Origin of the sequence: Pseudomonas sp. JAI115 (assembly GCF_014200835.1) — a bacterium.
GTDB classification, from domain to species: Bacteria; Pseudomonadota; Gammaproteobacteria; order Pseudomonadales; family Pseudomonadaceae; genus Aquipseudomonas; species Aquipseudomonas putida_A.
The window spans coordinates 81,207-101,526 of record NZ_JACHCY010000006.1; the positions used below are offsets into that span (position 1 = coordinate 81,207).

The window sequence follows — 20,320 nt, forward strand, 5'->3', positions numbered from 1 at the left end:
TTTGTGCCCGGAATTTCTGGCTAAACCCGGATTTCTTGTGGGAGCGAGCCTGCTCGCGAACGCATTCTGACAGTCAATATTGATGTCGGCTGGCATACCGCATTCGCGAGCAGGCTCGCTCCCATATGAAGGTTTTGGTGATCTGAAGATCGAATTCCAGGCATAAAAAAAGCACCCCAAAGGGTGCTTTTTGCTTTTCGCAGGAAGCTTAGCGCTTCAGCGAAGCCGGCAGGTGCGGCTGGATCGCCGTCAGTACTGCCTTGAAGCATTTGGTATTGCCGGCAACGATGTGGCCTTTTTCAAGGAAATCGTGACCGCCGGTGAAGTCGCTCACCAGGCCGCCTGCTTCCTGGATCAGCAGGGCGCCTGCAGCCATGTCCCACTCGGACAGACCCGATTCCCAGAACGCGTCGAAACGACCGGCAGCCACGTAGGCCAGGTCCAGGCTGGCGGAGCCGGCGCGGCGGATGCCGGCAGTCTGGCCAACCAGGGCGCGGAACATGCCCAGGTAGTTGTCGAGGTTGTCCATCTGGTCGTCACGGAACGGGAAGCCAGTGCCCAGCAGAGCGCCGTCGAGGCTGGTGCGACCGCTGACGCGCAGACGACGACCGTTCAGTTGAGCGCCGCGACCACGGCTGGCGGTGAATTCTTCCTGGCGAACCGGGTCCAGAACCACAGCGTGTTCCAGGCGACCACGGTATTTGCAGGCAATGCTGACGGCAAAGTGAGGAATGCCACGCAGGAAGTTGGTGGTGCCGTCCAGTGGATCGATGATCCACAGGTACTCTTCGCCTTCGATGCCGTTACCGACGTGCATGCCGGTCTCTTCACCCTGGATCGAGTGATTCGGGTAAGCCTTGCGCAGAGCATCGATGATTTTCTGTTCGGCGGCGCGATCGACCTCGGATACATAATCCTTGGCGTCTTTTTCGTCGACCTTGATGGTATCCAGGCGCTCGATGGAGCGGAAGATCAGTTCACTGGCGCTGCGGGCGGCGCGCAGCGCGATATTCAGCATGGGCTGCATGGATGTGTCACCTAAGGTTGTTAAAGAAAGCCGCGCATTCTATCAGAACTTTTCTTCAGGTGAAGGTCGCTGTTCGCTTTCATAGCTTAACGGTAGGCTGTTCTGTAAGATTTGCACCCCTTTCCTGTGTCCGAGAGCGCCTCCCTTGCTGCAGAACATTCGTGTCGTCCTGGTCAATACCAGCCACCCCGGCAACATCGGCGGGGCCGCGCGCGCCATGAAAAACATGGGTCTGTCGCGGCTGGTGCTGGTCGAACCGCGGTTGTTTCCGCACCACGAAGCCGATGCGCGTGCTTCCGGTGCCGGTGACATTCTTGAAAACGCCCAAGTCGTCGCCACTCTGGAAGACGCTTTGGTCGGCTGCAATCTGGTGCTCGGCACCAGCGCCCGTGACCGGCGCATTCCCTGGCCGCTGCTCGATCCCCGCGAATGCGGGAGCAAAGTGGTCGAGGAGGCGGGGCAGGGCGCACAAATCGCGTTGGTGTTCGGTCGTGAAGACTCCGGCCTGACCAACGAGGAGCTGCAGCGATGTCACTTTCACGTGCACATCCCCTCCGATCCTGAGTTCAGCTCGTTGAACCTCGGGGCGGCGGTGCAGGTGTTGAGCTACGAAGTGCGCATGGCCTGGCTGGCCGCTCAAGGGCAGCCGACCAAGATCGAGAAAGAAGAAGTGGCTTCGGTGAAAAGCGCCGAGCTCGTGACCATGGATGAGCTGGAGCGCTTTTACGAGCATCTGGAGCAGACGCTGGTCGCCATCGAATTTCTCGATCCGGAAAAGCCTCGGCACTTGATGGCGCGCCTGCGCCGATTGTACGGACGCAGCTCGGTCAGCCGGGCGGAAATGAATATTTTGCGTGGCATCCTCACGGAAACCCAAAAAGCGGCCCGTGGTGAGCTTCTTAAGCGGAAGGACTGAATGATGTTTGAGCGTTTGCGTGAAGATATCCAGAGCGTATTCCATCGAGACCCGGCGGCGCGTAACGCTTTTGAAGTCCTGACCTGCTACCCCGGTATGCACGCGATCTGGATTCATCGGTTGGCCGGGATGCTGTGGCGCAACGAGCTGAAATGGCTGGCGCGGCTGGTATCGAATTTCGGTCGCTGGCTGACCGGGATCGAGATTCATCCGGGTGCCAAAGTTGGTCGGCGCTTTTTCATTGACCACGGCATGGGCATCGTTATTGGTGAAACCGCCGAGATCGGCGATGACGTGACTATTTATCAGGGCGTGACCCTCGGCGGCACCAGTTGGAACAAGGGCAAGCGCCACCCGACGCTGGGTGATGGAGTTGTCGTGGGTGCTGGTGCCAAAGTGCTCGGTCCATTCACGGTGGGGGCTGGCGCGAAAGTCGGCTCCAATGCAGTGGTCACCAAGGAAGTGCCGCCGGGCGCCACAGTGGTGGGGATTCCGGGGCGGATCATCGTCAAAACCGATGAAGAGCAGGACGCCAAGCGCAAAGCGATGGCTGAGAAGATCGGCTTCGATGCTTATGGTGTCAGCGAAGACATGCCCGATCCGGTGGCCCGAGCCATCGGTCAGTTGCTCGATCACCTGCAAGCGGTGGATGGACGGCTGGAAGGGATGTGCGGCGCGCTGAAGGATCTGGGCAGTAATTACTGTGCGAAAGATCTGCCTGAGCTGCGCGAAGAAGACTTTGCCTGCGTGAAGGGCAAGGATCAGAGCCAGGCCAGCTAAACCGGGGCGCTGCGTTTCGCGAGCAGGCTCGCTCCCGCTGGTGAATGCTTTCCAATGTGGGAGCGAGCCTGCTCGCGAAGAACGATCTCGCGGTTGCGCTGGCTGTACGCCGCCAGCCTTTGCTATGATGCGCGCGCTCTTTTGCGGGTAAACCCGACTAAAGCACTAGGTCTTATAGTTGACTTAAATGCTCGGGAATTGCATACTCCCGCCCATTCCGAACTCCGTGGTAATTGTCCATGCGACTGACTACAAAAGGCCGATACGCCGTGACCGCCATGCTTGACCTGGCGTTGCACGCGCAGCACGGGCCGGTGTCCCTGGCCGATATCTCCGAGCGCCAAGGCATCTCCCTGTCCTATCTCGAACAGCTTTTCGCCAAGCTGCGCCGCAGTAACCTGGTTTCCAGTGTTCGCGGTCCAGGCGGTGGCTACCAGCTGTCGCGCGACATGCAGGGCATCCAGGTGGCTCAGGTGATCGATGCGGTCAACGAATCGGTCGATGCTACAAAGTGCCAGGGCCAGGGCGATTGCCACTCCGGCGACACCTGCCTGACTCATCACCTGTGGTGCGACCTGAGCCTGCAGATTCACGAATTTCTCAGCGGTATCAGCTTGGCCGACCTCGTAACTCGCCGTGAGGTGCAGGAAGTGGCCCAGCGTCAGGATCAGCGTCGTTGCAATGGCAAGGCGCCGCGCCTGGACAAGATTGAAGCGTCCGCCGTCGAATGACAGCCAAAGAGCTAGCGGCACGCCAGCCAGCCTGATTTAGGAGATAGTCCATGAAATTGCCGATTTACCTTGATTACTCTGCGACCACCCCGGTCGATCCGCGCGTTGCGCAAAAGATGAGTGAATGCCTGCTGGTCGACGGAAACTTCGGTAACCCGGCGTCCCGTTCCCACGTGTTCGGCTGGAAAGCTGAAGAGTCCGTCGAAAACGCCCGTCGTCAGGTGGCCGACCTGGTCAACGCCGACCCGCGTGAAATCGTCTGGACGTCCGGCGCCACCGAATCCGACAACCTGGCGATCAAGGGTGCGGCGCATTTCTATGGCTCCAAGGGCAAGCACCTGATCACCAGCAAGATCGAACACAAGGCCGTTCTCGACACCATGCGCCAACTGGAGCGTGAAGGTTTCGAAGTGACCTACCTCGAGCCGACTGAAGACGGTCTGATCACCCCGGCGATGATCGAAGCGGCACTGCGCGAAGACACCATTCTGGTGTCGGTGATGCACGTGAACAACGAAATCGGCACCATCAATGACATCGCTGCCATCGGCGAACTGACCCGCTCCAAGGGCGTTCTGCTGCATGTTGACGCGGCTCAGTCCACTGGCAAGGTCGACATTGACCTGCAGAAGCTGAAAGTCGACATGATGTCGTTCTCCGCCCACAAAACCTACGGCCCTAAAGGCATCGGCGCGCTGTACGTCAGCCGCAAGCCGCGTGTGCGCATCGAAGCGACCATGCACGGTGGCGGTCACGAGCGCGGCATGCGTTCCGGCACGCTGGCGACCCACCAGATCGTCGGCATGGGCGAAGCGTTCCGTGTAGCCAAGGAAGACATGGCTGCCGAAAACGTGCGCATCAAAGCCCTGAGCGACCGCTTCTACAAGCAGGTCGAGCATCTGGAAGAGCTGTACGTCAACGGCAGCCTGACCGCCCGCGTTCCGCACAACCTGAACCTGAGCTTCAACTACGTTGAAGGCGAGTCGCTGATCATGGCGCTCAAGGATCTGGCGGTATCGTCCGGTTCGGCCTGCACCTCGGCGTCCCTGGAGCCTTCGTACGTGCTGCGTGCCCTCGGCCGCAACGACGAACTGGCACACAGCTCGATCCGTTTCACCTTCGGCCGTTTCACCACCGAAGAAGAAATCGACTACGCCGCGCAGAAAGTCTGCGAGGCCGTTACCAAGCTGCGCGCTCTGTCGCCGCTGTGGGACATGTACAAAGACGGTGTCGACATTTCGAAAATCGAGTGGGCGGCACACTGATTTCAAGTCGCCGCGAACCGGCCCTGCGACCCCAGGTTGCAGGGCTTAAAGAGCGACTCTCTGATGAGTGAGGATTAAGCACCATGGCTTACAGCGAAAAGGTCATCGACCACTACGAAAACCCGCGCAACGTCGGCAAGATGAACGCGGAAGACCCGGATGTCGGCACCGGTATGGTCGGCGCTCCGGCGTGCGGCGACGTGATGCGTCTGCAGATCAAGGTCAACGATCAAGGCGTTATCGAAGACGCCAAGTTCAAGACCTATGGCTGCGGTTCAGCAATCGCTTCCAGCTCCCTGGCCACCGAGTGGATGAAGGGCAAGACGCTGGACGAAGCCGAGACCATCAAGAACACTCAGCTGGCCGAAGAACTGGCTCTGCCGCCAGTGAAAATCCACTGCTCGGTACTCGCTGAAGACGCTATCAAAGCGGCTGTTCGCGACTACAAGCAGAAGAAAGGCTTGATCTAAGCATTGCGCGACGAGTAAGGAGTCAACGATGGCTATCAGCATGACAGAAGCGGCTGCTCGACACGTGCGACGCTCCCTCGACGGGCGCGGCAAAGGTGAAGGGATTCGTCTGGGTGTTCGCACCACGGGCTGTTCCGGCCTTGCCTACGTGCTGGAGTTTGTCGACGAGGTGGTTGCCGAGGATCAGGTGTTCGAAAGTCACGGCGAGAAAGTGATCATCGACCCGAAAAGCTTGGCTTACCTGGACGGCACCGAGCTCGATTTCGTCAAGGAAGGGTTGAACGAAGGCTTCAAGTTCAACAACCCCAACGTACGCGGTGAATGTGGCTGCGGCGAAAGCTTCAACATCTGAGGCTTGTCGTGGGTATTCCTTGTCATTTCGCTTTATTCGAGCTGCAGCCGAGCTTTCGCCTGGATCTCGAGCAGTTGGCCACGCGCTACCGTGAGTTGGCGCGCGGTGTTCATCCTGACCGCTTTGCCGACGCTTCCGAGCGCGAGCAGCGGTCGGCGCTCGAGCAGTCTGCGCGACTCAACGACGCGTACCAGACGCTCAAGAGTCCGGCCCAGCGTGCACGCTATCTGCTGACCATCAGCGGGCATGAAGTGCCGATGGAAGTCACGGTCCATGATCCCGAGTTTCTTCTGCAGCAGATGCAATGGCGCGAAGAACTCGAAGACCTTCAGGACAGTGCCGACCTCGACGGTGTCGCGGTATTCAAGCGGCGCCTGAAGGTGGCTCAGGAACAGTTGAACGAAAGCTTCGCAGCCTGTTGGGATGATGCAGCGCAACGCGAACAGGCCGAACGCCTGATGCGGCGCATGCAGTTCCTCGACAAGCTCACCTACGAAGTGCGCCAGTTAGAAGAGCGCCTCGACGATTAACCCAGTGCCGCTCCGGTCGCACGCCTGATATACAGATAAGTCCTGATCACGATGGCCCTACTGCAGATCGCCGAACCCGGCCAAAGTCCTCAACCGCACCAGCGTCGTCTGGCTGTGGGGATCGACTTGGGCACTACCAATTCGCTGGTCGCTGCGTTGCGCAGTGGTCTTTCCGAGCCACTGGCCGACGCTGACGGGCAGGTCATCCTGCCGTCCGCCGTGCGTTATCACGCCGACCGCGTCGAGGTTGGCGAGTCGGCCAAACTGGCCGCGTCCTCCGATCCCTTGAACACTGTGCTGTCGGTCAAGCGCCTGATGGGGCGTGGTCTGTCCGACGTCAAGCAATTGGGCGAGCAACTGCCATACCGCTTTGTCGGCGGCGAATCGCACATGCCGTTCATCGACACCGTACAAGGTCCGAAAAGCCCGGTCGAAGTCTCTGCCGATATCCTCAAGGTTTTGCGTCAGCGTGCTGAATCGACCCTGGGTGGCGAGCTGGTCGGTGCGGTGATCACCGTTCCGGCGTATTTCGACGATGCGCAGCGCCAAGCCACCAAGGATGCGGCGAAACTCGCCGGTCTGAATGTGCTGCGTCTGCTCAACGAGCCGACCGCTGCCGCCGTGGCGTATGGCCTGGATCAACACGCCGAAGGTCTGGTCGCAATCTATGACCTGGGCGGCGGAACCTTCGATATTTCGATTCTGCGTCTGACTGGCGGTGTTTTCGAAGTGCTGGCCACCGGCGGCGACAGCGCGCTGGGCGGCGATGACTTCGATCACGCGATTGCCGGCTGGATTATCGAGAGCGCCGGCCTGTCTGCCGATCTCGACCCGGGCGCACAACGCAATCTGCTGCAAACCGCCTGTGCGGCCAAAGAAGCCCTGACCGATGCGGCCAGCGTTGAAGTCGCCTACGGTGACTGGAAAGCGCAGCTGACCCGCGAAGCCTTCGATGCGCTAATCGAGCCGATGGTTGCTCGCAGCCTGAAAGCCTGCCGCCGCGCTGTGCGTGATTCCGGTATTGAGCTGGAAGACGTGCATGCCGTGGTCATGGTCGGTGGTTCGACCCGTGTGCCGCGTGTTCGCGAGGCCGTCGCCGAAGCCTTCGGTCGTCAGCCACTGACCGAAATCGACCCGGATCAAGTGGTGGCCATCGGGGCCGCGATCCAGGCGGATACGCTGGCTGGCAACAAGCGTGATGGCGGCGAACTGCTGCTGCTCGACGTGATTCCACTGTCCCTTGGGCTGGAAACCATGGGCGGGCTGATGGAGAAGGTGATTCCGCGCAACACCACCATCCCGGTCGCCCGTGCGCAGGACTTCACTACTTATAAAGACGGCCAGTCGGCCATGGCGATCCATGTGCTGCAGGGTGAGCGCGAGCTGATCAGCGATTGCCGCTCCCTGGCGCGCTTCGAACTGCGCGGCATTCCGGCGATGGTGGCCGGTGCGGCGAAGATTCGCGTGACCTTCCAGGTCGATGCCGACGGCCTGCTCAGCGTGTCTGCCCGCGAACTGGGTTCGGGCGTCGAGGCGAGCATTCAGGTCAAACCGTCCTACGGTCTGACCGACGGTGAAATCGCCAAGATGCTCAAGGACTCGTTCCAGCACGCCAATGACGACAAGGTTGCCCGCGTCCTGCGTGAGCAGCAAGTCGATGCCCAGCGCCTGATCGAAGCGGTGCAGGGCGCTCTGGAGGCTGATGGCGAGCGTTTGCTCGACGCCGAAGAGCGCATGGTCATCGAGCTGCAGATGCAGGAACTGGCCGAACTGATGAAAGGCACCGATGGTTACGCCATCGAGCAACAGACCAAGCGTCTGTCGCAAGTGACCGATGCTTTTGCTGCCCGCCGCATGGATCTGACGGTGAAAGCCGCTCTGTCGGGGCGCAATCTGAATGAAATCGAGGATATCTGATGCCGCAGGTCATTTTTCTGCCCCACGAGAAGTTCTGCCCTGAAGGCATGGTTGTCGAGGCCGAGCCCGGCACTTCGATTCTCGAGCTGGCTCACGAACACCACATCGAGATGGAAAGCGCCTGCGGCGGCGTCTGCGCCTGCACCACTTGCCACTGCATCATCCGCGAGGGTTTCGACTCGCTGGAAGAGGCGGACGAGCTGGAAGAAGACTTCCTCGATCGCGCCTGGGGTCTGGAAGCGCAATCGCGTCTGGCCTGTCAGGCTATCGTTGGTGAAGAAGACATCACCGTCGAGATTCCGAAATATTCGCTTAACCATGCGGCCGAAGCGCCGCACTGACTGGTAAGACTGTCATGAGCTACGGTTGGAATGATGTTCAACGCATTGCAGAAGAATTGGCCGAGACCCATGAGGGGCTCGATCCGTACTCTGTAGGTTTCGTCCGTCTGCAGCATATGATCGAGGAGCTGCCTGACTTCGATAAGACCTCTGGCCGCGTTGGCGAGAAGGTGTTGGAAAGGGTTCAGGAGCTTTGGGCCGCAGAATTGGACTGATCGTCTCGCAGGTTAGGCAATACCCAAGAACCCGCGTATAATTCGCGGGTTTAATTTTTCGCAAATTACTGTTTCTGGAGTTACACCATGGCTGTTCAACGTACTTTCTCCATCATCAAGCCTGACGCTGTTGCAAAAAACGTCATCGGCGAGATCACCACTCGTTTCGAAAAAGCAGGCCTGCGCGTTGTAGCTTCGAAACTGAAGCAACTGTCCAAAGCCGAAGCTGAAGGCTTCTACGCTGAGCACAAAGAGCGCGGTTTCTTCGGCGACCTGGTTGCTTTCATGATCTCCGGTCCTGTTGTTGTTCAGGTTCTGGAAGGCGAAAACGCTATCGCTCTGAACCGTGAGCTGATGGGCGCTACCAACCCTAAAGAAGCTGCTGCTGGCACCATCCGTGCTGACTTCGCCGAGTCGATCGACGCCAACGCCGTTCACGGTTCCGACTCCGAAGCCGCTGCTGCTCGCGAAATCTCGTACTTCTTCGCAGCTACTGAAGTAACCACTCGCTAAGCATTGCTTAAAGAGTGAAGGTGAATCCATGACTACATCGACTGTTAAAACAAACCTGCTGGGTCTGACCCAGCCGGAAATGGAAAAATTCTTCGACTCAATCGGGGAGAAGCGTTTCCGTGCCGGTCAGGTAATGAAATGGATTCACCATTTTGGCGTCGATGATTTCGACGCCATGACGAACGTCAGCAAGGCCTTGCGCGACAAGCTCAAGGCTATTGCTGAGGTCCGTGGTCCCGAAGTGGTCAGCGAGGACATTTCCAGCGACGGCACCCGCAAGTGGGTGGTGCGCGTGGCGTCCGGCAGCTGTGTCGAGACCGTGTACATTCCCCAGGGCAAACGCGGCACGCTGTGCGTTTCGTCCCAGGCAGGCTGTGCCCTGGACTGCAGTTTCTGCTCCACCGGCAAGCAAGGCTTCAACAGCAACCTCACCGCCGCCGAAGTCATCGGTCAGGTGTGGATTGCCAACAAATCCTTCGGCAGTGTTCCCGCCACCATCGACCGCGCCATCACCAACGTGGTGATGATGGGCATGGGCGAACCGCTGCTGAACTTCGACAACGTCGTGGCCGCCATGCATCTGATGATGGATGACCTCGGTTACGGGATCTCCAAGCGCCGCGTGACCCTGTCCACTTCGGGCGTGGTGCCGATGATCGATGAGCTGGCCAAGCACATCGACGTCTCCCTGGCGTTGTCTCTGCACGCACCGAATGACGCATTGCGTAACCAATTGGTGCCGATCAACAAGAAATATCCGCTTAAGATGCTGCTCGAGTCGTGCCAGCGCTACATGTCCGCCCTGGGCGAGAAACGCGTGCTGACCATCGAGTACACCTTGCTCAAGGACGTCAACGACAAGCTTGAGCACGCCGTGGAAATGATCGAGCTGCTCAAAGACATTCCGTGCAAGATCAACCTGATTCCATTCAACCCGTTCCCGCATTCCGGGTACGAGCGGCCGAGCAACAATGCCATTCGTCGGTTCCAGGATCAGTTGCATCAGGCCGGCTTTAACGTCACTGTCCGCACCACCCGTGGTGAAGACATCGACGCCGCATGTGGTCAATTGGTAGGGCAGGTGCTGGATCGCACCCGTCGCAGTGAACGTTACATCGCCGTGCGCGAGTTGAGCGCCGACAGCGATCTGGCACAGAACGCCGCGAACACTAACTAAGAGAGGATCTCTATGTCCCTGCGCTTTGCGCTGCTGTTGCTGATGGCCAGCCTGTGTGCTGGTTGTGTCCTGTCGGGTGACTACAACCCGATGAAGACCAGCAAGGGCCGCGACGAAGCGCGTGCCGCCTACGTGCAGCTGGGACTGGGATACTTGCAGCAAGGGATGACCGAGCGCGCCAAGGTGCCGCTGAAGAAAGCGCTGGAGCTGGACGGCTCCGATCCTGATGCCAACGCTGCCCTCGGCCTGGTGTTCCAGGCCGAAATGGAGCCGAAGCTGGCCGACGAACATTTCCGCAAAGCCCTGTCCTCGCGTCCCACCGATGCACGAATCCTCAATAACTACGGCAGTTTTCTCTACGAAGAACAGCGTTACAAGGAAGCCTACGAGCGTTTTGAGCAGGCAGCCGCCGATACCCTGTATCCTGAGCGTTCGCGAGTCTTCGAGAACCTCGGCATGACCGCCTCGAAACTCGGTCAGCGGGATCTGGCACAGCAGCAACTGGAAAAAGCCCTACGGCTGAACCGTCAACAACCGCGCGCTTTGCTGGAAATGGCTGAGTTGTCCTTCGAAGACAGGCATTATGTGCCCGCGCGTGACTATTACGACCGTTTCAGCCTGCTAACCGAGCAAAATGCACGTAGTCTATTGCTCGGCGTTCGGCTGGCAAAAGTGTTTGAAGATCGCGACAAGGCCGCCAGTTATGGCCTGCAATTAAAACGACTCTATCCCGGTACGCCGGAATATCAGCAATACCTGTCGGAGCAATGATGAAAGCGGCGCATCCCGAAGTTGTAGCAGCGACTCGCGTTAATCCCGGTGAGACTTTGCGCCAGGCCCGCGAAAGCAATGGCTGGTCGCTGGCCGAAGTGGCCCTCAAGCTCAACCTCACCGTGACTTCCCTGAGCAATCTTGAAGCTGGCGCTTTCGACAAGCTGCCGGGGCATACCTTCGCTCGCGGTTACATTCGCGCTTATGCCAAATTGCTCGGGATGGATCAGACTGTTCTGGTTCAGCAATTCGACCAGTCCACCGGCACCGACTCACAGGGCAGCAACGTGCATGCGCTGGGTCGTATCGAAGAGCCGGTGCGGGTTTCACACACTATTTTGCGTATTGTCAGCCTGCTGTTGCTGGTCGCGGTCATCGGCGGCGGTTTCGTCTGGTGGCAGGATCAGACCTCGCAGCGCAGCAAGGACGTGACCAGCCTGGCCCCTGAGCACGTTGAAGTCGAAGGCGCCGACGGCACCACACAGATTCACCCGATCGACGAGCCGGAAGACCAGGCCGTTGCCGAAGGTCAGGCCGAGGGCGCAACCGCGCTGGCACTGCCGCAATCGGAAACCACCGCTGAATCGACCGGTGCCGAGCCGGTTGCTCCGGCCACCGCACCAGCCGCCCCGGCTGCAACCACGCCAGCCGCACCGGTTCACACACCGGCTCCGGTTGTGGCGGCTCCGGCGACTCCGGCACCGAATGCCCCGGCCACACCAGCGCCGACGGTCACCGCACCAGTGGTCGCGGCTACCCCTGCGCCGACCGCAGAAGCAGCTGTCCCAGCGGCTGGCGACGGCCAGGTGCAACTGCAGTTCACCGCCGATTGCTGGGCACAGGTCACCGATGGTCGCGGCAAAGTGCTGTTCAGCGGTCTGAAACATAAAGGCGACAGCGTTTCGGTTTCCGGCAAGCCGCCACTGGCGGTGCGTCTGGGTGTGGCTCGCGCCGCACAGGTCAGCTACAACGGCCAACCGGTCGATATCGCTCCGTTCACCAGTGGCGAGACTGCTCGCCTGAAGTTGGGTCAATAAGTCATGCACGGCGAATCTCCAATCAAACGTCGCGTTTCGCGCAAGATCTGGGTCGGTAACGTACCTGTTGGCGGCGATGCGCCTATCGCTGTGCAGAGCATGACCAACAGCGACACCAATGATGTGGCTGCCACCGTCGCCCAGATCAATCGTCTGGAAGCGGCCGGCGTCGACATCGTCCGCGTTTCGGTACCGGACATGGACGCCGCCGAGGCGTTCGGCAGGATCAAGCAACTGGTCAAGGTGCCGCTGGTTGCCGACATCCACTTCGACTACAAGATCGCGCTGCGCGTCGCCGAACTGGGTGTGGACTGCCTGCGCATCAACCCGGGCAACATCGGTCGTGAAGACCGGGTGCGTGCCGTGGTCGATGCCGCCCGTGACCGCGGGATTCCGATCCGTATCGGTGTCAACGCCGGCTCGCTGGAAAAAGACCTGCAGAAGAAATACGGCGAACCGACCCCGGCTGCACTGGTCGAGTCCGCGCTGCGTCACGTCGAGCACCTCGAGCGCCTGAATTTCCAGGACTTCAAGGTCAGCGTGAAAGCCTCCGACGTGTTCATGGCCGTCGAAGCCTACCGTCTGCTGGCGAAAGAAATCGTCCAGCCGCTGCACCTGGGCATCACCGAAGCCGGTGGATTGCGTTCGGGCACAGTGAAATCCGCCGTGGGCCTAGGTATGCTGCTCGCCGAGGGGATTGGCGATACTATCCGCATCTCGCTGGCGGCCGATCCGGTCGAGGAAGTGAAGGTCGGTTACGACATTCTCAAGTCTTTGCATCTGCGTTCCCGTGGCATCAACTTCATCGCCTGCCCGAGCTGCTCGCGGCAGAACTTCGATGTGGTCAAGACCATGAACGAGCTGGAAGGGCGCCTTGAAGACCTGCTGGTGCCGCTGGATGTCGCGGTGATCGGTTGCGTGGTCAACGGCCCCGGCGAAGCCAAGGAAGCCCATATCGGCTTGACCGGCGGCACGCCAAACCTGATTTACATCGACGGCAAGCCGTCGCAGAAACTGACGAATGACAATCTGGTGGACGAGCTGGAAAAGCTGATCCGCGAGAAAGCGGCCGAGAAGGTCGAAGCTGACGCAGCGGTCATCGCGCGCGGCTGAGCCTGACTGAAAGCCGAATGAATTTAAGGATTTAAAGTGAGCAAGTCTCTGCAAGCCATTCGTGGCATGAACGACATCCTGCCCGAACAGACCCCGCTGTGGCGTTATTTCGAGGGCACTGTCGCGCGTCTGCTGGATAACTACGGTTACAAGCAGATCCGCATGCCAATCGTCGAATTCACCGAGCTGTTCAAGCGCTCGATCGGTGAAGTGACCGACATCGTCGAAAAAGAGATGTACACCTTCGAAGACCGCAACGGCGACTCCCTGACCCTGCGTCCGGAAGGCACAGCGGCGTGCGTGCGTGCGGTGCTCGAACATGGCATCACCGGCGGTGGTCAGGTGCAGAAACTCTGGTACATCGGCCCGATGTTCCGCCACGAGCGTCCGCAGAAAGGCCGTTATCGCCAGTTCCACCAGATCGGTCTGGAGGTGTTCAACCTCGACGGTCCGGACATCGATGCCGAGCTGATCATCATGACCTGGCGCCTGTGGGGCGAGCTGGGTATCCGTGATGCGGTCAAGCTCGAACTCAACAGCCTGGGCACCAGCGAGTCCCGTGGTCGCTATCGTGAAGCGCTGGTCGAGTACCTCTCGGCGCACCACGACAAGCTCGACGAAGACAGCCAGCGTCGCCTGAAAACCAACCCGCTGCGCGTGCTCGACACCAAAAATGCCGACACTCAGGCGGTACTGGTCGATGCGCCGAAGATGGCCGACTACCTGGACGACGAATCCCGTGCGCACTTCGAAGGTCTGAAGGCGCGTCTGGACGCGGTTGGCATCCCGTACGTGCTCAACCCGAAACTGGTGCGCGGCCTCGATTACTACAGCAAAACCGTATTCGAATGGGTCACCGACAAGCTCGGCGCTCAGGGCACGGTCTGCGCGGGCGGTCGTTACGACGGTCTGGTCGAGCAGATGGGCGGCAAGCCGACTACAGGCGTGGGTTTCGCCATGGGCATCGAGCGTCTGGTGTTGATGCTCGAAACCCTGGAGCAGATCCCGGAAGAAATCTCCCGTCAGGTCGACGTTTACCTCTGCGCCTTTGGCGAGGAGGCCGAACTGGCCGGTCTGGCCCTGGCCGAGCGTGTGCGTGACCAGCTTCCGAACCTGCGCCTGCAAGTCAATGCCGGCGCCGGCAGCTTCAAAAGCCAGTTCAAGAAAGCCGACAAGAGCGGTGCGCTGTATGCACTGATCCTGGGTGACGACGAAATGGCCCAGCAAGTGGTAGGTTTCAAACCCCTGCGTGGCCAGGGCGAACAACAAAGCATTGCCTGGGATGCGCTTGCCGCTCACCTGGCCACCTGCGTCGTGCAGGGTTGAAGCTGTCTAAACAGCCGATTTAGCGATTAAGGAGTATTGGGGTGTCGAGTACCGAAGACGAACAGTTGGCGGATTTGAAGGACTGGTGGACACGCAACGGCAAACCTCTGGTCACCGGCGGCCTGTTGGCGCTGGTCATCGTGTTCGGCTGGCAGGCTTTTCACAAGTATCAGAGCAACCAGTCGCAAGGCGCCTCGGTGCTCTATCAGCAACTGCTGGAAACAACGCTGACCCCGGACGGCAAGCCTGACGCTGCCCGCGTTGCGGATCTGGCCGGCAAGCTCAACAGCGAATTCGGCGGCACCGCGTACGCGCAGTACGGCAGCCTGTTCGTGGCCAAAGTAGCGGTCGACAGCGGCAAGCTGGACGACGCTGCGACTGAACTCAAAGCCATCGTTGCCAAACCGGCCAACCCGGCGCTGGGCGAAATCGCCCGTCAGCGTCTGGCGCAGGTGCTGGGTGCGCAGAACAAGGCCGATGAAGCCCTGAAGCTGCTCGACGGCGATGCCGACAAGGCGTTCCTGGCCACTCGCGAAGAACTCAAGGGTGATCTGCTGGTTCAGTTGGGTCGTACCGACGAGGCGAACACCGCGTATCAAAAAGCCAAGGCGGCACTGTCGGATGAAGCGGCAGTCGGTGGCCTTCAAATCAAGCTTGACGACCTGGCCAAAGGGGATGCGTGACGTGATCCGTTGGAAGCATGCAGCATTGCTGGCTCTGGCCATTCTGGCCGCGGGTTGCAGCAGCAACAGCAAAAAAGAACTGCCACCGGCCGAGCTGACCGACTTCAAAGAAGAAGTGGTTCTGCAAAAGCAGTGGAGCCGTTCGATCGGTGACGGTCAGGGCGAAACCTACAACATGCTGGTGCCGGCGATCGATGGTGACACCATCTACGCCGCCGATGTGACCGGCGTGCTGATGGCCATGGATCGCAGCAATGGCGACGTGAAGTGGAAAAAAGATCTTGAACTGCCTGTCTCCGGCGCCGTTGGCGTGGGCTACGGTCTGGTCACGATCGGTACCCTGAAGGGTGAAATCGTTGCCCTCGACGCCATCAACGGCGAAGAGAAGTGGCGCGCCCGGGTATCCAGCGAAGTCCTCGCGCCACCGGCCAACAACGGTGACGTCGTAGTGGTACAGACTCAGGACGATCGTCTGATCGGTCTGGACGCTGCTACCGGCGACCGTCGCTGGACTTACGACAGCACCCCTGCGGTACTGACCCTGCGTGGCACCAGCGCCCCTGTCGTGACGAACCGCCTCGCAGTGGCTGGCCTGTCGACCGGTAAAGTGGTCGCCCTGGACATTTCCAACGGTGTGCCGGTCTGGGAACAACGGGTCGCGATTCCAACCGGTCGTTCGGAACTGGAGCGCGTGGTCGACATCGACGGCGGTCTGCTGTTGTCCGGTGAAACCCTGTACGTTGCCAGCTATCAGGGTCGCGTTGCGGCACTCGATCTGCAAAGCGGTCGCCAGCTGTGGCAGCGCGATGCATCGAGCTATGCCGGTGTTGCCCAGGGTTTCGGCAACGTCTACGTGAGTCTGTCTTCGGGCACCGTTGAAGGCGTTGACGAGCGTTCGACCACTGCACTGTGGAGCAACGACTCGCTGGCTCGCCGCCAGCTGTCGGCGCCGGAAGTGTTCTCCAGCTACGTAGCCGTCGGTGACCTGGAAGGTTACCTGCACCTGTTGAGCCAGGTGGACGGTCGTTTTGTGGGTCGTGAGCGTATCGACAGTGACGGCCTGCGTGCCCGTCCGCTGGTGGTGGGCAACACGATCTATGTGTATGGCAACAGCGGCAAACTGGAAGCCCTGACCATCAAGTAACAACTATGCTTGGGGTTAACGCCCCAGGCAGCTTCATTTGTGGGAGCGGGCTTGCTCGCGAAGGCTTCAACGAAGACGCGTACAGCCTGATTAAACGCGGTGCTGATACGGTCTTTCGCGAGCAAGCCCGCTCCCACAGTGTTGCCCCGAGCACCAGCCGCTGCCTCGCAGCGGCTTTTGTATTTTCTGAAATAACGAAGTGGAGAGCCGCATGGTTCCCGTAATCGCCCTGGTGGGCCGACCGAACGTCGGCAAATCCACCTTGTTCAACCGCCTGACCAGGACTCGCGACGCCATCGTCGGCGACTTGTCCGGTCTGACCCGTGATCGCCAGTACGGTGAGGCCAAGTGGCAAGGGCGTTCCTACATTCTGATCGACACCGGTGGTATCTCCGGTGACGAACACGGTATGGACGAAAAAATGGCCGAGCAGTCGCTGCTGGCCATTGAAGAAGCGGATGTTGTGCTGTTCCTGGTAGATGCCAAGGCCGGTTTCACCGCCGCCGACCAGATGATCGCCGAACACTTGCGCAAGCGTAACAAGCGTTCCCACGTGGTTGCCAACAAGGTCGACAACATCGACCCGGAAATGGCCCGCGCTGAATTCGCCCCGCTGGGCATGGGCCACGCGATCCCGATCGCCGGTGCTCACGGCCGTGGTATCACTCAACTGCTGGAAGCGGCGCTGAGCGATTTCCCGCGTGACGAAGACGAGCCGCAGGAAGGCGAAGAGGAAGAGATCGTCGCCGAGGGTGAGGAAGCCAAGCGCATTCCTGGCCCGAGCGAAAAAGACGGGATCAAGATCGCCATCATCGGCCGTCCGAACGTCGGCAAGTCGACTCTGGTCAACCGCATGCTCGGTGAAGACCGCGTCATCGTCTACGACCAGCCCGGCACCACCCGCGACAGTATCTACATCCCGTTCGAGCGTAACGACGAGAAGTACACGCTGATCGACACCGCCGGTGTGCGCAAGCGCGGCAAGATCCACGAAGAAGTCGAAAAATTCTCCGTGGTCAAAACCCTGCAGGCGATCAAAGACGCCAACGTGGTGATCTTCGTGATGGACGCCCGCGAAGGTGTGGTCGATCACGACCTCAACCTGCTGGGCTTTGCCCTCGAAGCCGGCCGTGCGCTGGTGATCGCAATCAACAAATGGGACGGCATGACCCCGAGCGAGCGTGACTTCGTCAAGGTCGAGCTGCAGCGTCGGCTGTTCTTCGTCGACTTCGCCGACATTCACTTCATCTCGGCGCTGCACGGCACTGGCGTGGGCAACCTCTACGCCTCGGTGCAGAACTCGTTCAAGTCCGCGGTCACCCGCTGGCCGACCAGCCGCCTGACGCAAATTCTCGAAGACGCGGTCAGCGAGCACCAGCCGCCGATGGTCAACAGCCGCCGGATCAAGCTGCGTTACGCTCACCTGGGTGGCGCGAACCCGCCGATCATCGTGATCCACGGTAACCAGATCGAGAAAGTGCCGAAGTCGTATGTGCGCTATCTGGAGAACACTTACCGCCGTGTGCTGAAGCTGGTCGGTACGCCGATCCGCATCGAGTTCAAGGGGGGCGAAAACCCGTACGAAGGCAACAAGAACACGCTGACCGACCGCCAGGTCAACAAGAAGCGTCGTTTGATGTCGCACAACAAGAAAGCCAGCAAGAAGCGCCGCGACAAGAAGTGATCCTGTGGTGAGGGGATTTATCCCCGACGGGTTGCGAAGCGACCTCAAATACCTGTCATAGGGTTTGCGACTGCTTCGCAGCCGATCGGGGATGAATCCCCTCGCCACAAGGTTGCTGCGCTATAAATGAAAGAAGGGTGCTCAGTTGGGCGCCCTTTTTTTATGGGCGCCGGATGGGCTATTCTCGGGCTCTCCCGCGCCGCCGTCAGAGCCGGGTGTAGAGCAGGGAACCCCTCGATGATCACCAGTAAGCTGCCGAACGTCGGCATCACTATTTTCACGCAGATGTCTCAGCTCGCGGCACAGACCGGAGCGATCAACCTGTCCCAGGGTTTCCCTGACTTCGACGGCCCGCAATCCCTGCGTGACGCGGTCGGTCGGCATATCGCCAGCGGCCACAACCAGTATTCACCGATGACCGGCCTGCCGGCGCTGCGCGAGCAGATCGCGGCGAAGATCGCGCGCAGCTATGGCGTGAAAGTCGATGCCGACAGCGAAGTGACCGTCACGCCGGGTGCGACCCAAGCGATCTTCTGTGCGATTCAGGCGGTTATCCACAGCGGCGACGAAGTCATCGTGTTCGACCCGTGCTACGACAGCTATGAACCGGCGACGCAGTTGGCGGGCGGCCGCTGCGTGCATGTGCAACTGAACCCGCACGATTTCTCCATCGATTTCGACAAGCTCGCCGCGGCCCTCAGCCCGCGCACGAAAATGATCGTCATCAACACACCGCACAACCCGAGCGGTGCACTGATCAGCCGTGCCGAACTGGATCAACTGGCGGAGTTGATCCGTGGTCGCGACATCTATCTGATCAGCGACGAGGTGTACGAACACTTGGTGTTCGACGGCGTGCCGCATGTCAGTGTGTTGGCTCACGAAGAGCTGTATCAGCGCGCCTTCGTGGTCAGCTCGTTCGGCAAGACCTACCACGTCACCGGCTGGAAAACCGGTTACGTGGTTGCACCGCCGGCGCTGACCGCCGAGCTGCGCAAAGTGCACCAGTACGTCAGTTTCTGCGGTGTCACGCCGCTACAATATGCCCTGGCCGATTACATGGCCGAGCACCCGGAACACGTCGAAGAGCTTCCGGGTTTCTATCAGGCCAAGCGCGACCTGTTCTGCGATTTGCTGGCGCCGTCGCGCTTTACCTTCACCCGCGTCACCGGCACGTATTTCCAGTTGGTCGACTACTCGCAGATCCGCCCTGACTTGAACGACGTCGACATGGCGATCTGGATGACTCGCGAACACGGCGTGGCGAGCATTCCGGTGTCGGTGTTCTACCAGAATCCACCCGAAGGCCAGCGCCTGGTGCGCCTGTGCTTCGCCAAACGCGAGGAGACGCTGCGCGAAGCAGCGGCAAAACTATGCGTGATCTGAGTGCATTGCCCGATCTCAATCTGGCGCTGATCCAGACCAGCCTGGCCTGGCATGATCGTCAGGCCAACCTCGAGCACTTCGAGGTGCTGCTGGAGCAGGCCCGAGGCGCCGACCTGATCATCCTGCCGGAGATGTTCACCACTGGCTTCTCCATGGAGTCGGAAACCCTCGCCGAAGCCGAGCATGGCCCGACCAGCAAGTGGATGAAGGCGCAGGCCGCGAAGCTGAATGCGGTGATCACCGGCAGCGTGATCATTCAGGCGGCGGACGGCAGCCATCGCAATCGCCTGCTGTGGGCACGCCCGGACGGCGAAGTCTGGCATTACGACAAGCGCCACCTGTTCCGCATGGCCGGTGAGCACAACCACTACACCCCCGGCGAGCGCCAGGTGCAGTTCGAACTCAAGGGCTGGCGGATTCGGCCGCTGATTTGCTACGACCTGCGTTTCCCGGTGTGGAGTCGCGACGCGCAGGACACCGATCTGCTGCTGTACACCGCCAACTGGCCGGGTGCGCGGCGTCTGCACTGGAACCGCTTGTTGCCGGCGCGGGCGATTGAAAACCTGTGCTACGTGGCGGCAGTGAACCGGATCGGCACCGACGGCAAGGGCTTTGCCTATACCGGCGACAGTCAGGTGCTGGATTTCCAGGGCGAGACGTTGCTGGCGGCGGGGGAGGCGGACGGGGTGTTCAAGGTCGTGCTGGAAGCCGCGCCACTGGCGGCGTATCGGGAGCGCTTTCCGGCCAATCTGGATGCAGATACCTTCGAGTTCACCTGATACTCGCAGCGCCTGTCAGGACGCCTTCGCGAGCAGGCTCGCTCCCACAGGGAAATGCATTCCAAATGTGGGAGCGAGCCTGCTCGCGAAGGGGCCATAAAAGTCAGTAAAAAAGCATCAGGCAAAAAAAAGGCCCCGGAACTTACATTTCGGGGCCTTTTGC

The 20,320-nt window shown here is 60.1% G+C and carries 22 protein-coding genes; 21 read left to right on the forward strand and 1 reads right to left on the reverse strand.

Going from position 1 to position 20,320, the window contains the following annotated elements; translation table 11 throughout:
- Positions 1–208 precede the first annotated feature (208 nt).
- Entirely contained in the window at positions 209–1,027 is an 819-nt protein-coding gene (suhB, locus tag HDC30_RS15875; RefSeq protein ID WP_003227916.1) for an inositol-phosphate phosphatase, read from the reverse strand.
- A 145-nt stretch (positions 1,028–1,172) separates the two neighbouring features.
- Here suhB and trmJ point away from each other — a divergent pair, with 145 nt between their 5' ends.
- From trmJ to HDC30_RS15980, 21 genes are all read left to right on the forward strand, one after another.
- Positions 1,173–1,943, forward strand: coding sequence for a tRNA (cytosine(32)/uridine(32)-2'-O)-methyltransferase TrmJ (trmJ, locus tag HDC30_RS15880; protein ID WP_183783932.1), 771 nt, complete (start codon positions 1,173–1,175; stop codon positions 1,941–1,943).
- 3 nt (positions 1,944–1,946) lie between these two features.
- Positions 1,947–2,723: a serine O-acetyltransferase gene (gene cysE, locus HDC30_RS15885; RefSeq protein WP_003227913.1), complete on the forward strand. Its 777-nt coding sequence runs from the start codon at positions 1,947–1,949 to the stop codon at positions 2,721–2,723.
- Positions 2,724–2,962: 239 nt separating this feature from the next.
- Complete coding sequence (gene iscR / locus HDC30_RS15890; RefSeq protein WP_007956690.1) at positions 2,963–3,454, forward strand: Fe-S cluster assembly transcriptional regulator IscR; 492 nt, start codon at positions 2,963–2,965, stop codon at positions 3,452–3,454.
- A gap of 50 nt (positions 3,455–3,504) precedes the next feature.
- Positions 3,505–4,719, forward strand: coding sequence for an IscS subfamily cysteine desulfurase (locus HDC30_RS15895; RefSeq protein ID WP_007964423.1), 1,215 nt, complete (start codon positions 3,505–3,507; stop codon positions 4,717–4,719).
- An 83-nt stretch (positions 4,720–4,802) separates the two neighbouring features.
- Entirely contained in the window at positions 4,803–5,189 is a 387-nt protein-coding gene (gene iscU / locus HDC30_RS15900; RefSeq protein WP_003227907.1) for a Fe-S cluster assembly scaffold IscU, read from the forward strand.
- A gap of 28 nt (positions 5,190–5,217) precedes the next feature.
- The gene (gene iscA, locus HDC30_RS15905) at positions 5,218–5,541 is read left to right on the forward strand and encodes an iron-sulfur cluster assembly protein IscA (protein ID WP_003227904.1); all 324 of its coding nucleotides are present in this window, start codon (positions 5,218–5,220) and stop codon (positions 5,539–5,541) included.
- Positions 5,542–5,549: 8 nt separating this feature from the next.
- A complete protein-coding gene (hscB, locus tag HDC30_RS15910; protein ID WP_003227901.1) occupies positions 5,550–6,071 on the forward strand; it encodes a co-chaperone HscB in 522 nt (173 codons plus the stop codon).
- 51 nt (positions 6,072–6,122) lie between these two features.
- Positions 6,123–7,988, forward strand: coding sequence for a Fe-S protein assembly chaperone HscA (gene hscA, locus HDC30_RS15915; protein WP_183783934.1), 1,866 nt, complete (start codon positions 6,123–6,125; stop codon positions 7,986–7,988).
- Positions 7,988–8,329 (forward strand): ISC system 2Fe-2S type ferredoxin, encoded by a 342-nt coding sequence (gene fdx, locus HDC30_RS15920; protein ID WP_007964424.1) that lies wholly within the window; start codon positions 7,988–7,990, stop codon positions 8,327–8,329. The genes hscA and fdx overlap by 1 nt, the downstream gene beginning before the upstream one ends.
- Positions 8,330–8,343: 14 nt before the next feature.
- Complete coding sequence (iscX, locus tag HDC30_RS15925; RefSeq protein WP_003227895.1) at positions 8,344–8,544, forward strand: Fe-S cluster assembly protein IscX; 201 nt, start codon at positions 8,344–8,346, stop codon at positions 8,542–8,544.
- A gap of 87 nt (positions 8,545–8,631) precedes the next feature.
- Positions 8,632–9,057 (forward strand): nucleoside-diphosphate kinase, encoded by a 426-nt coding sequence (gene ndk, locus HDC30_RS15930; RefSeq protein WP_007964426.1) that lies wholly within the window; start codon positions 8,632–8,634, stop codon positions 9,055–9,057.
- 28 nt (positions 9,058–9,085) lie between these two features.
- Positions 9,086–10,234: a 23S rRNA (adenine(2503)-C(2))-methyltransferase RlmN gene (rlmN, locus tag HDC30_RS15935; RefSeq protein WP_003227893.1), complete on the forward strand. Its 1,149-nt coding sequence runs from the start codon at positions 9,086–9,088 to the stop codon at positions 10,232–10,234.
- Between the two features lie 12 nt (positions 10,235–10,246).
- Positions 10,247–11,005 carry a type IV pilus biogenesis/stability protein PilW gene (pilW, locus tag HDC30_RS15940; RefSeq protein WP_007964430.1) on the forward strand — a complete coding sequence of 253 codons (759 nt, stop codon included), beginning with the start codon at positions 10,247–10,249 and terminating at the stop codon, positions 11,003–11,005.
- On the forward strand, positions 11,005–12,042 hold the full coding sequence (locus HDC30_RS15945) for a RodZ family helix-turn-helix domain-containing protein (protein ID WP_115988960.1): 1,038 nt from the start codon (positions 11,005–11,007) through the stop codon (positions 12,040–12,042). The genes pilW and HDC30_RS15945 overlap by 1 nt, the downstream gene beginning before the upstream one ends.
- A 3-nt stretch (positions 12,043–12,045) precedes the next feature.
- A complete protein-coding gene (gene ispG, locus HDC30_RS15950) occupies positions 12,046–13,155 on the forward strand; it encodes a flavodoxin-dependent (E)-4-hydroxy-3-methylbut-2-enyl-diphosphate synthase (protein ID WP_007964434.1) in 1,110 nt (369 codons plus the stop codon).
- 36 nt (positions 13,156–13,191) lie between these two features.
- Positions 13,192–14,481: a histidine--tRNA ligase gene (hisS, locus tag HDC30_RS15955; protein ID WP_027612134.1), complete on the forward strand. Its 1,290-nt coding sequence runs from the start codon at positions 13,192–13,194 to the stop codon at positions 14,479–14,481.
- 41 nt (positions 14,482–14,522) lie between these two features.
- The gene (locus tag HDC30_RS15960) at positions 14,523–15,164 is read left to right on the forward strand and encodes a tetratricopeptide repeat protein (RefSeq protein ID WP_007964436.1); all 642 of its coding nucleotides are present in this window, start codon (positions 14,523–14,525) and stop codon (positions 15,162–15,164) included.
- Positions 15,157–16,308, forward strand: a complete 1,152-nt coding sequence (bamB, locus tag HDC30_RS15965; protein ID WP_027612133.1) for an outer membrane protein assembly factor BamB — start codon at positions 15,157–15,159, stop codon at positions 16,306–16,308. The genes HDC30_RS15960 and bamB overlap by 8 nt, the downstream gene beginning before the upstream one ends.
- Before the next feature lie 211 nt (positions 16,309–16,519).
- The gene (gene der, locus HDC30_RS15970; protein ID WP_041071834.1) at positions 16,520–17,992 is read left to right on the forward strand and encodes a ribosome biogenesis GTPase Der; all 1,473 of its coding nucleotides are present in this window, start codon (positions 16,520–16,522) and stop codon (positions 17,990–17,992) included.
- A 237-nt stretch (positions 17,993–18,229) separates the two neighbouring features.
- Positions 18,230–19,378, forward strand: a complete 1,149-nt coding sequence (locus tag HDC30_RS15975; RefSeq protein WP_027612131.1) for a pyridoxal phosphate-dependent aminotransferase — start codon at positions 18,230–18,232, stop codon at positions 19,376–19,378.
- Positions 19,366–20,157 carry an amidohydrolase gene (locus HDC30_RS15980; protein WP_007964443.1) on the forward strand — a complete coding sequence of 264 codons (792 nt, stop codon included), beginning with the start codon at positions 19,366–19,368 and terminating at the stop codon, positions 20,155–20,157. The genes HDC30_RS15975 and HDC30_RS15980 overlap by 13 nt, the downstream gene beginning before the upstream one ends.
- Positions 20,158–20,320: the final 163 nt, after the last annotated feature.

Excerpts from the sequence above, each read along its gene's own strand:
- HDC30_RS15975 (WP_027612131.1), top strand. The coding sequence starts at position 18,230 with ATGATCACCAGTAAGCTGCCGAACGTCGGCATCACTATTTTCACGCAG.
- suhB (WP_003227916.1), bottom strand. The coding sequence starts at position 1,027 with ATGCAGCCCATGCTGAATATCGCGCTGCGCGCCGCCCGCAGCGCCAGT.
- bamB (WP_027612133.1), top strand. The coding sequence starts at position 15,157 with ATGCGTGACGTGATCCGTTGGAAGCATGCAGCATTGCTGGCTCTGGCC.
- der (WP_041071834.1), top strand. The coding sequence starts at position 16,520 with ATGGTTCCCGTAATCGCCCTGGTGGGCCGACCGAACGTCGGCAAATCC.
- iscX (WP_003227895.1), top strand. The coding sequence starts at position 8,344 with ATGAGCTACGGTTGGAATGATGTTCAACGCATTGCAGAAGAATTGGCC.
- iscA (WP_003227904.1), top strand. The coding sequence starts at position 5,218 with ATGGCTATCAGCATGACAGAAGCGGCTGCTCGACACGTGCGACGCTCC.
- rlmN (WP_003227893.1), top strand. The coding sequence starts at position 9,086 with ATGACTACATCGACTGTTAAAACAAACCTGCTGGGTCTGACCCAGCCG.
- ispG (WP_007964434.1), top strand. The coding sequence starts at position 12,046 with ATGCACGGCGAATCTCCAATCAAACGTCGCGTTTCGCGCAAGATCTGG.
- HDC30_RS15980 (WP_007964443.1), top strand. The coding sequence starts at position 19,366 with ATGCGTGATCTGAGTGCATTGCCCGATCTCAATCTGGCGCTGATCCAG.
- ndk (WP_007964426.1), top strand. The coding sequence starts at position 8,632 with ATGGCTGTTCAACGTACTTTCTCCATCATCAAGCCTGACGCTGTTGCA.
- hscA (WP_183783934.1), top strand. The coding sequence starts at position 6,123 with ATGGCCCTACTGCAGATCGCCGAACCCGGCCAAAGTCCTCAACCGCAC.
- iscR (WP_007956690.1), top strand. The coding sequence starts at position 2,963 with ATGCGACTGACTACAAAAGGCCGATACGCCGTGACCGCCATGCTTGAC.
- HDC30_RS15895 (WP_007964423.1), top strand. The coding sequence starts at position 3,505 with ATGAAATTGCCGATTTACCTTGATTACTCTGCGACCACCCCGGTCGAT.
- cysE (WP_003227913.1), top strand. The coding sequence starts at position 1,947 with ATGTTTGAGCGTTTGCGTGAAGATATCCAGAGCGTATTCCATCGAGAC.
- HDC30_RS15945 (WP_115988960.1), top strand. The coding sequence starts at position 11,005 with ATGAAAGCGGCGCATCCCGAAGTTGTAGCAGCGACTCGCGTTAATCCC.
- iscU (WP_003227907.1), top strand. The coding sequence starts at position 4,803 with ATGGCTTACAGCGAAAAGGTCATCGACCACTACGAAAACCCGCGCAAC.
- pilW (WP_007964430.1), top strand. The coding sequence starts at position 10,247 with ATGTCCCTGCGCTTTGCGCTGCTGTTGCTGATGGCCAGCCTGTGTGCT.
- fdx (WP_007964424.1), top strand. The coding sequence starts at position 7,988 with ATGCCGCAGGTCATTTTTCTGCCCCACGAGAAGTTCTGCCCTGAAGGC.